Origin of the sequence: Methanoregula sp. (assembly GCF_003170075.1) — an archaeon.
Classification (GTDB): Archaea; Halobacteriota; Methanomicrobia; order Methanomicrobiales; family Methanospirillaceae; genus Methanoregula.
Genome location: NZ_PMZU01000001.1, coordinates 16,408 through 29,080, shown reverse-complemented (window position 1 = coordinate 29,080; position 12,673 = coordinate 16,408). Strand labels below are relative to the sequence as shown.

The following is a 12,673-nucleotide window of genomic DNA, read 5'->3' as shown; positions in this document are numbered from 1 at the left end:
GTTCGAATCCGCCCTACCCCATCATTTATGAAAAAACAGGATGCGGCCCGGATCTATTCCATTCTCAGGAAACAGTACCCGCATGCCCGCGAGTCTCCGACAACGGTCTGCCGGGGTACGCCGTTTGAAGTGCTTATCCTCACCATCCTCTCCGCACAGACAACCGACCGGGCCGTGATCCTGGTTAAGGAGCCGCTCTTTTCCGCTTACCCGACCCCGGAGGCCCTCAGCCGTGCGGTGACCTCCGATATCGAGTCCATCATCCACAGCCTCGGATTCTACCACGCGAAGGCACAGCACATCATCGCGGCCGCGAAAGTCCTGATCTCCGATTTTGGCGGGGAGGTGCCGGATACCATGGAAGAACTGCTCTCGATTCCCGGCGTCGGCAGGAAGACCGCAAATATCGTGCTGTACCACGGCTTTGGGAAAAACCATGGGATCGCCGTGGACACCCATGTGCGCAGGCTGGCACAGAGGATCGGGTTCTCGGACACGGACGATGTTACCGAGATCGAACACGATCTCATGGCCTTGTTTCCTAAAAAGGAGTGGGGCGATCTCACGGATGTGTTCATCGCCCACGGAAGGGCGTGCTGCACGGCAAAAAAACCACAGTGCCCGTCATGCAGGATCCGCACGTTCTGCCGGTATTACCGGACACACACGGAAAATTAAAAAACACAAAAAATGATATTCCATTCCTTTATGCCGGATGAATTTAGTACCCGACAAAGAGCCGGATCACCTGGAACGAGGCAAACCCGATCAGGGCACTGACAGGGATTGTGAGGATCCAGGCGATCATGATGCTTCGTGCCACGCCCCATTTTACCGTACTCGTGCCCATGGTGGAACCGACACCCATAATGGACGAGCAGATCACGTGTGTCGTACTCACCGGTATACCTACCGCAGATGCGCCGAGAATCGTTGCAGCCCCGGCCGTTTCCGCAGCAAAACCCTGCACAGGACGGAGCTTCGTGATCTTGTACCCCATGGTCCTGACGATCCGCCACCCGCCGGAAAGGGTCCCGAGAGCAATCGTCGTGTAGCAGATGATGATCACCCAGAGGGGTACCGGCAGGTGGCTGGTATTGACATCCGCGCTGAAGTACCCGATGGAAAAGAGGAGCGGGACGATGATCCCCATCGTCTTCTGGGCATCGTTTGTCCCGTGGCTGAAGCTGTACGCTGCCGCAGAGCAGAGCTGAAGCCGCTTAAAATGCACTTCTGTCGTCGGTTTGTTGGATTTGCGGGTGAGCCAGAGGATCGCCGCCATAAACAGAAAGCCACAGGTAAGACCGATCAGCGGCGAGAGTACCATAAAAAGCGCGACCTGACCAACAGTCGACCATTTAATGGCGGCAAGTCCTGCCGCAGAGATGCCGGCGCCGGTGAGACCCCCGATCAGTGCATGGGACGACGATGTCGGGAGGCCAAAGAACCAGGTGATCAGGTTCCAGCTGATGGCACCGGTCAGCGCACCGAGAATGATATACGGGATCACCGTGGTCGCAACGATATTAAGTTCCACGATATTGCTGATGGTGTCTGCCACCGCCACCCCAAAACTGAATGCCGCAAGAAAATTGAAAAAAGCCGCGAACAGCACGGCGTTCCGGGGGGAGAGCACCTTTGTGGATACCACGGTCGAGATCGAATTGGCTGAATCATGGAAACCGTTCGTGAAATCGAAAATGAGCGCTATGAAAATGATCGCGACGATAAGGATCAGCGGCGCCACGATCATGGGAGCCCTCCACTACACCATTGTTTCAACAGCATCACCTCACGAGTGCCGGATGGCGATATCGGAGAGTATGTTTGCCACGTCTTCACAATAGTCGGTCGCCGTTTCAAGATGCTCGTAGATATCCTTGAGCTTGATGATCGTGATCGCGTCATTGGTCTTGAAGAGATCGGTCACCGCGTGGGCGAGCACATCGTCGGCAAGGTTCTCCAGCCGGTTCACCTCGATGCAGCGCTCCTCGATATACCGCGGATCCTTGATCGAGCGGATGCCCTTGACTGCACCTTCGATCTCAATAGTGGAGAGATGGATCAGCTTTGAGAGTTCCACCATGTGGGAATCGGTGTTCTCGATGCCGTAATAATACATCTTCTCTGATGATCCGTCGATATAGTCCAGTACATCGTCAAGCGTTGATGCAAGCCGCGAGATCTCCTCCGGGTCAAGGGGGGTGATAAAGGTGCGGTTGAGCTGCTCGTAGATGCCATGGGTGATCTGGTCGCCCTGGTGCTCGAGCAGTTCGATTGCATGTCTCTTGTCCCTGACATTAGTGAAGTCCTCGCTCAACGCCACCAGCAGGTACGCCGCTTCCCGTACGGTTGCGGCCTGGCGTTCGAACATCTCGAAGAAGATCTTATCCTGCGGTATCAGCAATTCCCGGAGACCCATACTCTAAACCTACTGGTAATCAGCGCAGCAACCTGAAAAATATAACGAAATCTGGTTTGAGCAGGCAGTAACTACAAGGGAACCAAAGTCACCATTGCAAACAGGAGGTACCCGACGAAAGCGCAGATCGCCGCGAGCGGGATCGTGACCACCCACGCGGTCATCATCTCGCGTACGACCTTCCACTGGACTGCATTTTTGCCCCGGGTTACCCCCACGCCGATAATTGCCCCGCTAATCACATGGGTAGAGGAGACCGGCACCCCGTATGTCGTTACCATGGAAAGTGTCGCGCTCCCTGCGGTTGCCGCGCAGAACCCCTGGTACGGGCGGATCTTTGTAATCTTCTTTGCCATCTTGTCCACCACCTTCCATCCGCCAAAGCAGGTCCCAAGACCGATAGCGATGGCAGAGGTAAGGATTACCCACAGGGGGATGTCAAAGGTGGAGAGGATGCCTGCTGAAAGCAGGAGTGCGGTGATGATCCCAACTGCGTGCTGCCCATCGTTTGCCCCGTGCCCCGCTGCCTGGAAAAGACAGGCAACAATCTGAAGCGGGGAAAAGATCCGTTTCATCCTGTCCTGGCGCGAGTACCGGAAGAGGTGGGAGATGAGAAGGTCAAAGAGGAATGCGGTAACAACGCCAAGGATCGGGGATATGAATATGAAAAGAATGATGGCAAACAACCCCGTGATCGTGAGCACTCCAAGGATCATGAGGAGGGGGATTGCGGTTGCTGCACCGCAGATGGCACCGATAAGGAGGGAAAGCCGGACATCACCGTCAAGTGCTTTTGCGATACTCCCGACAACCAGTGCCCCGATCACGGCTCCTGCAATCCCGTACATTATGGTCTGTGAGACGGTATCCATGGCAGGATAGATAACGGCAGCGAATCCTGCTGCAGCAACACATGCCCCGATTAGGCCCCCTATCAGGGCATGACTGCTGGAGATCGGGATGCCGGCACGGGTTGCCACCAGGACCAGCACTGTCGACACCAGTATTGCAATAATGATTGTCCGGGGGGTCAGGGCACTGCTGTGGATAACCGATGTCCCGATGGTCATTGCGACGGCCGTCGTAAAGATAAACGGCCCTATCATGTTGCAGATCGCAGTAAGGAAGACTGCCTTTACCGGCGAAAGGACTTTTGTCGCTACTACAGTAGCAATGGCATGGGCGGCATCGTTGAGCCCGTTGATGAAGTTCATCGCAAGCGCTAAGATGACGCCAAACAGAACGACGGGATCGATACCGGTCATGTGTGGCTCATCGATATATCAGACAAGGCATGGCCCACATCGTTGCACTTCTCCATCACCTTTGCCATGCTCTCGTAGATATCCTTGAGCTTGATGATCATCAGCAGGTCCTGCGTCTTGAAAAGGTCGAGCACGGCCCGTGAGAGCAGTTCGCCCGACAGGTTGTAGAGCCGGCTAATCTCCGTTACATGACTCCTTACATCATCGGGATGGTTTAAAGTGGCAAGGGCGTCCAGCGCATCGGAAATCTCATGGCTGGTCATCAGGATCAGGTAGGAATATTCCTTGAGGACATCATTTGATTGCGGGATCTCGTAGGTCGCAAGTTGGTGGGTCACCCAGTCGAGTTTGTCCAGTACGTCGTCAAAAGCCGGGGCAAGCCGGGCGATCTCGTCCGGTTCAAGTGGCGTGATCAGCGATTCGTTGAGGTGTTCATAGATATGCCGGGTCACTTCATCCCCAAGGTGCTCAAGCTGGCGCACCTTGTGGGATTTTTCCGTTCCTTCGGGAAGCTCGTGGGTGATCTCGTTTAATGTCGTCGCTGCTTCGGCAATCTTTCCCGCCATATCTTTAAAAAGGGTAAAAAAGATCTTGTCTTCGGGGAGGATCAGGTCACGGATGCGCATGCTCTCAGGACATACCGTCTGTCCGTGAGTATAAAAATATGTGCAAAAACAGGAATAACCGAATGGACCGGGCGGGAATTGAACCCGCGGCCTCTTCCATGCCAAGGAAGCGATCTACCACTGATCTACCGGCCCGCTCTAACATTGTTGCACGGCATAGGTTAAAAGAATTGGGTGGTACAAGCGGCCTGAATGCCGACACGCGGGATCGTTCCGGATCGCCGGCATCAGCGGAGACTGGATCTGTTTTCACCGGTGCGGGGTAACGTTCACGCAGATGATTTGCCGGACTGCTTTTTCTGCGGGCTGCCTTTTTTATTATTTTTATCTTTGGCAGCATCAGTGGCTCTCCTTATCCACGCAAGCACTCTTTTTCGCGCCTCCTGCATATCGGACTGCTTTACGATCCGGCCGTCTACAATATACTGCCGGATCAGCGGAGCAGCGTTCGCGGGAGGGGTCTGCCCCACGGGAAGGGTACGGTGTTTTTCGCACACGAGTTCGTAGACCTGCTTTATCCCGCTCCGCTTCCCCCGTTTGGCTTTGGGCTTTCCCTCGATCTCCACGATATCCATGGCAAAGTCGACGACAGGCGCGTTTGCGATCGCTCCCCCGATTCCGAATGCATCGACGCAGTCCCGGTACGCGATCACGTCCTCCCGGGTCACCCCGCCCGAGAGGAAAATCTTCACCCGGGAATACCCGTGCGAGTCCAGTTCCCAGCGGACCTCCTCGATGATCGCACGCATGTTCCCGCGCCGGGACCGGGGCGTGTCAAGCCGGACTGCCGTCGCGCCGCATCCGGCCGCATGGAGGGACTCTGCCTTCTCGTCGCAGTAGGTGTCGCAGAGCATGATGCGGGGGACATCGGCCGGGGCATCGCGGTCAAAGGCGCGCCACGCATCTTTCGGTGTTGGAAAGCACATCACCATCGCGTGCGGCATCGTGCCGACGACCGGCATGCCCGAAGGGGCGCAGGTATTGGAGACGCCATCCGCGCCGCCGATCCACGCGGCCCGCTCGATCATCATGGCAATTGACGGGTGCTGCCGGCGGGAACCAAAAGAATAAACGGGCTTGCCTTTCGCTTCGCACATGATATGGGCGGTCGCCGATGCGATCCCGGATGCATGGCAGAGGAACCCGAGGATCGCGGTCTCGTACCGGCAGAAATCCCGGTACCGCCCGGTTATGCGGAGGACAGGTTCGCCCGGGTAAAAGAGCGTGCCCTCCTGCATGGCATCGACCGTCACCGGGACGCGTTCGAGGAGTGCGAGCACGTCGGACAAACCGCAGAAGATCCCCCATGTATCCGGGAGCGCCGCCGCGGTCACCTCCATGGATACGAGCGGGTTTACCCGCTCTTTTTCAAGGATCTCCTCGGTACGGACAAAGTAGATGTCCGTGCATTCCCCTCTTTTAATCGTCTCGTCACTGACGGTATCGAACATACCCATAGAATGTTATTGGTGCCGGGACGCTTTTACATGTAATGGTTGAAAAAACACATTCCTGTACGCCTCATGTGCGCTAGGTATTAGTGCCGGTGCACACAACCTTTGTCCGAAGATTCATGGAGAGGCGTTCATTTACCTGCAGGACTTCCTGCAGAGGTGCAGGGGGGGGTGCCTGATGCTTGGCATCATCGGCGGGACAAGCCTGCTCTTTTCGACCCTGCCGGACTTAAAACCGGAGAATGTCGCCACGCCTTTTGGCAGCGCCGACCTCCTCCGCGGCGACATCGTGATGCTGATGCGCCACCAGCACGGCCGGCCGCCGCACCAGATCAATTACCGGGCTAACCTCGCGGCGATGGCGATCGCCGGTGTCGACCGGATTGTTGCGTTCGGCTCATCGGGCTCGCTCAAAAAGGAGATCCCACCCGGCACCCTCCTCATCCCGACCGATTATATCAGCATGACTGATATCCCCTCCATCCATGACCATAAGATCGAGCATGTCAGGCCGGAACTCCCGCGGGCGCTCGCGGAGAAACTCTCCTCGGTGGTTCCTGAAGCCCGGCTGGGGGGTGTCTACGTGCAGACCCGGGGGCCGAGGATCGAGACGATCGCCGAAGTGGCGGCCCTCTCACGGATTGCGGATGTCGTGGGGATGACGATCGCCTCGGAAGCGACGCTTGCCTGCGAACTCGGCATGGATTTTGCCGCGCTCTGCACGATTGATAATTATGCAAATGGCCTCGGGACGGACATACTTACCTATGACAACATCCTCTCCACCTCAAAGACGTACCGGCACCGGACCGAAGAGATTGTCGGATCGATCATCCGACAGATGGGATAAACAGGGGAATCCTCTAAAATGACAACGACAAAGACTGAAACTGTGGATATCTTTGGAAAGAATAAGTCGGTGCTCATCACCAACGTGGTCGCAGACAATACGCCGGTGGACATCTTCATCGACGCAGCGGAGACCATCACCGATATCGGGCCTGAAATCCGCAAACGGCACCGGGGCGAAGCTGAGTTTGTAATCGATGGTGACGGCGCCCTCGCGCTGCCGGGGCTCACAAACACGCACACGCATGCAGCGATGACGCTCTTACGGGGCTATGCGGACGATATGGTCCTGCAGGACTGGCTTAGCCAGAAGATCTGGCCGCTCGAAGCCCACCTGACCACCGATGACGTCTACTGGGGCACGAAACTCGCCTGCCTTGAGATGATCCGGACCGGCACGACTGCCTTTAACGACATGTACTTCCAGATGGAGTCAGCCGCCAGAGCGGTGGACGAGGCCGGCATCCGCGCCATGCTCTGCTATGGGTTCATCGATCTTGGCGACGCAGAAAAACGCGAACATGAGTGCCGGGCCACAGAAGCGCTGGTCGCCCATATCAAAGCGATGAACAACCCCCGGATCCACGCTGCCGCCGGCCCGCACGCCCCTTATACGGTCTCGCCCGAAGGGCTGAAGTGGTGCGCGGAGTTTGCCCGCGACCAGCAGATAGGCATCCATATCCACCTCTCCGAGACCGAAAAAGAGGTAAACGATTGTATTTCACAGCACGGGAAACGGCCGGCTGCCCTGCTGGACAAGTGTGGCATCCTGACTTCCCGTACCATCGCGGCACACGGCTGCTGGCTGGACGACGCGGAATGTGCACTGCTGGCAAAACGGGGTGTGAGCATCTCCCACAACCCCGCAAGCAACATGAAACTTGCCACCCACCGGGCGCTGCCCTACCCGCAGCTTGCAAGAGCCGGCGCGAATGTCTGTCTCGGGACGGACGGGTGCGCATCGAACAACAACCTCGACATGTTCGAAGAGATGAAGATCGCCGCCCTCCTCCAGAAGTTTTTCTGGAACGATCCGACGGTGCTCCCGGCACCGGCAGCGCTTGCAATGGCGACAAAGAACGGGGCAAAGGCGCTGGGCTTCGGTACCGGCACCCTTGCCACGGGTGCGCCTGCCGATATTATCCTTGTAACAATCCGCACTCCCTGCAACACGCCGCTCCATAACGCCGCTTCCAACCTTGTTTATGCCTGCAGCGGGGCCGCCGTGGAGACCACGATCTGCGACGGCCGGATCCTGATGCTCGAACGCGAGGTCCCGGGCGAGGCTGAGATCCTCAAAAACGCTGCACAGGCTGCAACCGGCCTCGTAAAACGGGCGCAGACCCCCGTGTGAACGGATCCCTATCCCATGAAGGCTGTCATCGATCGTATCGGGGAGATGTTTGCCGTCCTTGTTTTCCCGGAAGAGGAAAATCTCCGGTTGAACCTCCCACTCGCCCTGCTCCCGGCCGGGTGTTGCGAGGGGGATATCCTCACGCTCTCTGTTGAACGTGACGAGGCCGCGACACATGAAGCACAAGACCGGGTCTCCGGCCTCATCGGTGACTTGATCCGTCAGTACCCAGTCAGGAAGGGCGGCCGAAAAACCTAATCCGATACATCTTTACCATTTTACAAAAAAACAGATGAATTATGACGTGTTGCGATAACCAACCGGGCCATACCCACCAGAAGACCTGCCGGATCTGCAGATCCGAGTACTGCCACGACTGTCATCCGTCGCGTCTTGGGATCTGCGACAAATGCGGGTACAGGATCCTGATCGTGCTCGTTGCCGTCATGGTGATCATGTCGTATATCGCATGGTTCGGCGTGTTGTAACGGGGCACTCCTGGCGGGCGTGTCATAAAGACCCCTGTGCATACGGCAATCCGTAAAACGGGTGCTGCCGCCCAGCCGGACCCCCCGCTGTACATCCCCCTAAAAACGTGTCCCCCCTTTGTCTTTCACCGAGTGTGTATGATGCCAACGAATACCCCTGCTACCAGTGACGACTTAAATCAGGTTCCCGCAATCTGTCACACGCCGGCTCTTCCGGTCACTGCGACGGAAAAACGAATCGTCCTCTTAATCGCGATCCTGGCCGGTTTTCTCACACCGTTTGACGGTTCGGCAGTAAATATCGCCCTGCCCACGATCGGCACCGCGTTCCACATGGATGCAATCGCGCTCTCATGGGTGGCAACCGCGTATCTCCTTGCCTCCGCCCTGTTCCTCGTCCCGTTCGGGAAGATCGCAGACATCTACGGGAGAAAAAAGATCTTTCTCTGGGGCATCTGCCTGTTTGGCGCAGCGTCTCTGGTTATGACCCTTGTCGTGACCGAGCAGCAGATGATCGCGGTCCGGGTTATCCAGGGGATCGGCGCCGCCATGATCTTCGGCACGGCGATTGCCATCCTGACAGCAGTTTTTCCCCCGGGAGAGCGGGGAAAAGCGCTGGGGCTGTACATCACCTCCGTGTACCTCGGGCTTTCCTTGGGTCCGTTTTTCGGAGGCGTCCTGACCGATCTCTTCGGCTGGCGAAGCATTTTCTACATCAATGTCCCTATCGCGATCACCGCCGCGATCCTTATCCGCTGGAAACTCAGGGGCGAGTGGGCGGAGTGCATCGGCGAGAAATTTGATCTCTCCGGTTCGCTGCTTTACAGTATCGCACTGATCTCGCTCATGGTCGGCTTCTCCGTGCTCCCGGACGTCACCGGTGGCATTCTCGTGCTTGCCGGGATTGTTTTGATCGGCGTGTTTGTCTGGTTTGAACAGCGGCAGGCATTCCCGGTCCTGAACATGCAGCTCTTTTTCAGGAGCCGGATCTTCGCCTTCTCGAATATCGCTGCGCTCATTAACTATTCCGCCACGTATGCGGTCGCATTCCTGCTCAGTCTCGACCTCCAGTACACCAAGGGGTTCTCGGCGGAATATGCCGGGATTATCCTCATTACGGCCCCGTTTTTCCAGATGATTGTATCGCCGTTTGCCGGCAAGCTCTCCGACCGGTACGATTCCCAGGTCCTCTCGTCTATAGGGATGGGACTTACCGCGCTCGGCCTTTTCCTGTTCATCTTTTTAAATGAAACGACGCCGCTCTGGTACATCCTTGTGGTCCTCATGATCCTCGGTATCGGGTTTGGGATTTTCTCGTCCCCAAATATCAACGCGATCATGAGCGCCGTGGAGAAGAGGTATTACGGCGTCGCATCAGGTATCAACTCGACAATGCGCCTCCTGGGGCAGATGCTCTCGATGGGTATTGCGATGATGCTCTTTGCCATCGTGATCGGTCAGGTGGAGATAACCCCGCAGTATTACCCGCAGTTCACGACAAGCCTGCACTGGGCGTTTATCCTTTTCACGGTCCTGTGCGTGATCGGGATCTTTGCGTCGCTTGCCCGGGGAAAGCAGAGGGGGGAGAGGGTGGTGGAGGGTTAAAATCCTCTTTTCCCTGAGATAAGGATACGGCATAAAAAGATTACATACCTGGTATGAAAAACCGGTGAAACAACTCGTAGTGGTTGCGATGACTCCCCGCATCAGGGCCCCTCCGGGGCACGGCGGGGCAAGGGGGTTGTTTGCAGCATTTAGAGAAAATTTTCGTTTTCTGATTGAATATCGATCTGTCTCTTATTGTTCCCCGTCTCCAGCCCGCCGCGGGGGCGTCCCTTCGGGGGAGGCGGGAGCCATCGCTACGGATTTACCAGCACTCTCATTTCTCAACTGATCAGAAATATCCCAATCCAATCGGTGAACGGGCAAAAAAAGAGTGAAAATCCCGATCGTTCCCTTTACGCAGTCTTGATATTTTCTGCGGCCTCAAGCCCGAGTTTCTTTATGGACTCCTCCCGCATCAGGTACTTCTGGATCTTGCCGGAGATATTGATGGGGAAATCGTCCACGAACATGACATACCGGGGGATCTTATAGTGGGCGATCTTTCCTTTGCAGAAGTCCTTCACTTCATCCTCGGCGAGCGTCTGGCCTGCCTTTACTTTCACCCAGGCGCAGAGTTCCTCGCCGTACTTGATATCCGGTACGCCGACCACGTACACATCTGAGATCTTCTCATGGTGGTGCAGGTACTCCTCGATCTCCCGGGGGTAGATGTTCTCACCGCCCCGGATCACCATGTCTTTTAACCGGCCGACAATCTTGAAGTAGCCTTCCTCGTCCATCGTGGCGAGGTCGCCCGTGTGGTTCCAGTGATCCTTGTCGAGGGTCGCGTGCGTGGCCGACGGGTTGTTGTAATAGCATTTCATCACGCAGTAGCCACGGGCGCAGATCTCCCCGATCTCTCCCATCGGGACGATCTTGCCGGTCTTGGGGTCGATGATCTTGAGCTCGGTATGGGGGAATGCCCGCCCGATGGTGGTGACGCGGCGCTCGACCGGGTCTTTTGTCGTGGTCATTGTAACGCCGGGACTCGTCTCCGTCTGGCCGTACACGATCACAATCTCGCTCATGTTCATTTTGGTATTGACCTGCTTCATCACTTCTATCGGGCAGGGCGAACCGGCCATGATGCCTGTCCGCAGGGACGTGAGGTTGTACTTTGAGAAGTCGGGCAGGGCGAGCTCAGCGATAAACATCGTGGGGACGCCGTGGACCGCGGTGCAGCGTTCCATCTCGATGGTCTTTAAGACTGCCTCGGCATCGAACGTGGGGGAGGGCAGGACCATGGTCGTCCCGTGGGTGGCGGCGGCCATGTTGGAAAGGACCATGCCGAAACAGTGGTAGAACGGGACGGGGATGCAGAGCCGGTCTTTCTCGGAAAAGTTCATGCCTTCTCCGATGATATAGCCGTTGTTGAGCACGCTGTGGTGGGTGAGGACGACGCCCTTGGGAAAGCCCGTCGTACCGCTCGTGTACTGGATGTTGATGGGGTCGTCAAAGGAGAGGGCTTCGCCCCTTTCTGTGAGCTCGTCCATGTCGATGTCTTCAGCCTTTTTTAAAAATTCGTCCCACGTAAACATGCCGTTATACGGGATGTCGCCCATGAAGATTACGTTCTTGAGGAACGGAAACTTCTCCGAGGAGATCCGCCCGGGCTTCTGCTCGTAGGCTTCAGGGCAGGTCTCGTAAAACATCCCCACGTAATCGGAGGTCTTGAACCGCCCCTGAAGGATGAGGGTCTGGACTTCCGACTGCTTGAGGGCATATTCGAGTTCGTATGTGCGGTAGGCGGGGTTGATGTTCACCATGACCGCCCCGATCTTTGCGGTGGCGAACTGCACCGCGATCCACTCGGCATAGTTCATCGCCCAGATGCCCACCCGGTCGCCCCTTTCCACGCCAAGGCCCATGAGCGCCCGGCCGATCTCGTTTGCCTTTGCCAGAAACTCCCGGTATGTCCAGCGGATGTTCTGGTGGACGGAGACAACCGCCTCGGTTTCAGGGTACTTTGACGCGATATGTTCGATCATCTCACCCATCGTCATTCCCAGCAGGGGGAATTCCGATGTCCCGCACGTATAACTGCCCTTATCCATCGTAAAATATGGAGTAACCACAGGATATATGACTGCTGATTTTATGGCCGGAGATTCAGGTAAGTTTTTGTCCTTGACAGGGCGGGATGCCAGGCACATAGCAGGTTGTCCCGGCCGCCGGCGTGCTTTGCATGAGGAAAAACGATCGGTGAGGGAAAACAATTAAATTTCGTCAGCACGATCTTGTATAGTCAGCTGTGGCATATTCACAGCTAGCATGACGGGCGGGGTTGTGGCCAAGCCCGGAATGGCGACGGGCTCCAGCGGTCTTTGCGTTCTNNGCATGTCGGAGAGACCCGTCGATCGTGAGTTCAAATCTCACCAACCCCACGTTTTCTCATAAGGCTGTTTTTTCCTGGAGCGGAGCGTTTGGGTTCTGTTTTCCCCTCATTTGTGAATATCCGGTTTTATCCTGTTGATAACCTGCCCCCCTCTTGCGCCACTTTGTCCCCCGAGGGGGACGGGGCGCAGTGCGATGGAATAGCGGATGGGATCCTGACATTAATCCCAAAAAATATTGTTCAGGCTGGGCGTGGGTCTCCCTCTCTGGAGCGAT

General features: G+C 56.5%; 12 protein-coding genes, 2 tRNA genes and 1 pseudogene. 8 read left to right on the top strand and 7 right to left on the bottom strand.

Translation table 11 applies throughout. The annotated features are described in order from the left end of the window. On the top strand, window positions 1-678 hold a 678-nt coding region (gene nth, locus QZN75_RS00170), incomplete at its 5' end, for an endonuclease III (protein WP_366652774.1). Between the two features lie 43 nt (window positions 679-721). On the opposite strand, the gene QZN75_RS00165 is transcribed toward nth, so the two are convergent. The 6 genes from QZN75_RS00165 to QZN75_RS00140 all read right to left on the bottom strand — a co-directional run bounded on the left by QZN75_RS00165 (window position 722) and on the right by QZN75_RS00140 (window position 5,764). Continuing rightward, window positions 722-1,753, bottom strand: a complete 1,032-nt coding sequence (locus tag QZN75_RS00165) for an inorganic phosphate transporter (RefSeq protein ID WP_292423170.1) — start codon at window positions 1,751-1,753, stop codon at window positions 722-724. A gap of 39 nt (window positions 1,754-1,792) precedes the next feature. Further along, window positions 1,793-2,422, bottom strand: coding sequence for a DUF47 domain-containing protein (locus tag QZN75_RS00160; protein WP_292423169.1), 630 nt, complete (start codon window positions 2,420-2,422; stop codon window positions 1,793-1,795). 71 nt (window positions 2,423-2,493) lie between these two features. Beyond that, window positions 2,494-3,687, bottom strand: a complete 1,194-nt coding sequence (locus tag QZN75_RS00155; protein WP_292423168.1) for an inorganic phosphate transporter — start codon at window positions 3,685-3,687, stop codon at window positions 2,494-2,496. Then, on the bottom strand, window positions 3,684-4,313 hold the full coding sequence (locus tag QZN75_RS00150; protein WP_292423167.1) for a DUF47 domain-containing protein: 630 nt from the start codon (window positions 4,311-4,313) through the stop codon (window positions 3,684-3,686). Before QZN75_RS00150 ends, QZN75_RS00155 begins: the two co-directional genes overlap by 4 nt. A gap of 63 nt (window positions 4,314-4,376) precedes the next feature. Next, window positions 4,377-4,448 (bottom strand) — tRNA-Ala (locus tag QZN75_RS00145). A 134-nt stretch (window positions 4,449-4,582) separates the two neighbouring features. Beyond that, on the bottom strand, window positions 4,583-5,764 hold the full coding sequence (locus tag QZN75_RS00140; RefSeq protein WP_366652773.1) for a nicotinate phosphoribosyltransferase: 1,182 nt from the start codon (window positions 5,762-5,764) through the stop codon (window positions 4,583-4,585). A gap of 181 nt (window positions 5,765-5,945) precedes the next feature. Between QZN75_RS00140 and QZN75_RS00135 the strand changes: the two genes are divergently transcribed. The 6 genes and pseudogenes from QZN75_RS00135 (at window position 5,946) to QZN75_RS10020 (ending at window position 10,063) form a co-directional block, all read left to right on the top strand. After that, window positions 5,946-6,617: an MTAP family purine nucleoside phosphorylase gene (locus QZN75_RS00135; RefSeq protein ID WP_292423163.1), complete on the top strand. Its 672-nt coding sequence runs from the start codon at window positions 5,946-5,948 to the stop codon at window positions 6,615-6,617. An 18-nt stretch (window positions 6,618-6,635) separates the two neighbouring features. Then, entirely contained in the window at window positions 6,636-7,970 is a 1,335-nt protein-coding gene (locus tag QZN75_RS00130; protein WP_292423161.1) for an amidohydrolase family protein, read from the top strand. A 15-nt stretch (window positions 7,971-7,985) separates the two neighbouring features. Further along, window positions 7,986-8,228 carry a DUF3006 family protein gene (locus tag QZN75_RS00125; RefSeq protein WP_292423159.1) on the top strand — a complete coding sequence of 81 codons (243 nt, stop codon included), beginning with the start codon at window positions 7,986-7,988 and terminating at the stop codon, window positions 8,226-8,228. Between the two features lie 41 nt (window positions 8,229-8,269). Continuing rightward, window positions 8,270-8,458 (top strand): hypothetical protein, encoded by a 189-nt coding sequence (locus tag QZN75_RS00120; protein WP_292423155.1) that lies wholly within the window; start codon window positions 8,270-8,272, stop codon window positions 8,456-8,458. Window positions 8,459-8,596: 138 nt separating this feature from the next. After that, window positions 8,597-9,229 (top strand): annotated as a pseudogene (locus tag QZN75_RS10025) (MFS transporter); the annotation flags it as partial. Between the two features lie 192 nt (window positions 9,230-9,421). Further along, on the top strand, window positions 9,422-10,063 hold the full coding sequence (locus tag QZN75_RS10020; protein ID WP_394339479.1) for an MFS transporter: 642 nt from the start codon (window positions 9,422-9,424) through the stop codon (window positions 10,061-10,063). 353 nt (window positions 10,064-10,416) lie between these two features. Here QZN75_RS10020 and QZN75_RS00110 read toward each other — a convergent pair whose 3' ends face one another. Beyond that, a complete protein-coding gene (locus QZN75_RS00110) occupies window positions 10,417-12,117 on the bottom strand; it encodes an AMP-binding protein (protein WP_292423151.1) in 1,701 nt (566 codons plus the stop codon). Between the two features lie 226 nt (window positions 12,118-12,343). On the opposite strand from QZN75_RS00110, the gene QZN75_RS00105 reads away from it, so the two are divergent. Beyond that, a tRNA-Trp gene (locus QZN75_RS00105) sits at window positions 12,344-12,447 on the top strand. Window positions 12,448-12,673 lie beyond the last annotated feature (226 nt).

Excerpts from the sequence above, each read along its gene's own strand:
- QZN75_RS00140 (WP_366652773.1), bottom strand. The coding sequence starts at position 5,764 with ATGTTCGATACCGTCAGTGACGAGACGATTAAAAGAGGGGAATGCACG.
- QZN75_RS00110 (WP_292423151.1), bottom strand. The coding sequence starts at position 12,117 with ATGGATAAGGGCAGTTATACGTGCGGGACATCGGAATTCCCCCTGCTG.
- QZN75_RS00165 (WP_292423170.1), bottom strand. The coding sequence starts at position 1,753 with ATGATCGTGGCGCCGCTGATCCTTATCGTCGCGATCATTTTCATAGCG.
- QZN75_RS00150 (WP_292423167.1), bottom strand. The coding sequence starts at position 4,313 with ATGCGCATCCGTGACCTGATCCTCCCCGAAGACAAGATCTTTTTTACC.
- QZN75_RS00135 (WP_292423163.1), top strand. The coding sequence starts at position 5,946 with ATGCTTGGCATCATCGGCGGGACAAGCCTGCTCTTTTCGACCCTGCCG.
- QZN75_RS00130 (WP_292423161.1), top strand. The coding sequence starts at position 6,636 with ATGACAACGACAAAGACTGAAACTGTGGATATCTTTGGAAAGAATAAG.
- QZN75_RS00155 (WP_292423168.1), bottom strand. The coding sequence starts at position 3,687 with ATGACCGGTATCGATCCCGTCGTTCTGTTTGGCGTCATCTTAGCGCTT.
- QZN75_RS00125 (WP_292423159.1), top strand. The coding sequence starts at position 7,986 with ATGAAGGCTGTCATCGATCGTATCGGGGAGATGTTTGCCGTCCTTGTT.
- QZN75_RS10020 (WP_394339479.1), top strand. The coding sequence starts at position 9,422 with ATGCAGCTCTTTTTCAGGAGCCGGATCTTCGCCTTCTCGAATATCGCT.
- QZN75_RS00120 (WP_292423155.1), top strand. The coding sequence starts at position 8,270 with ATGACGTGTTGCGATAACCAACCGGGCCATACCCACCAGAAGACCTGC.
- QZN75_RS00160 (WP_292423169.1), bottom strand. The coding sequence starts at position 2,422 with ATGGGTCTCCGGGAATTGCTGATACCGCAGGATAAGATCTTCTTCGAG.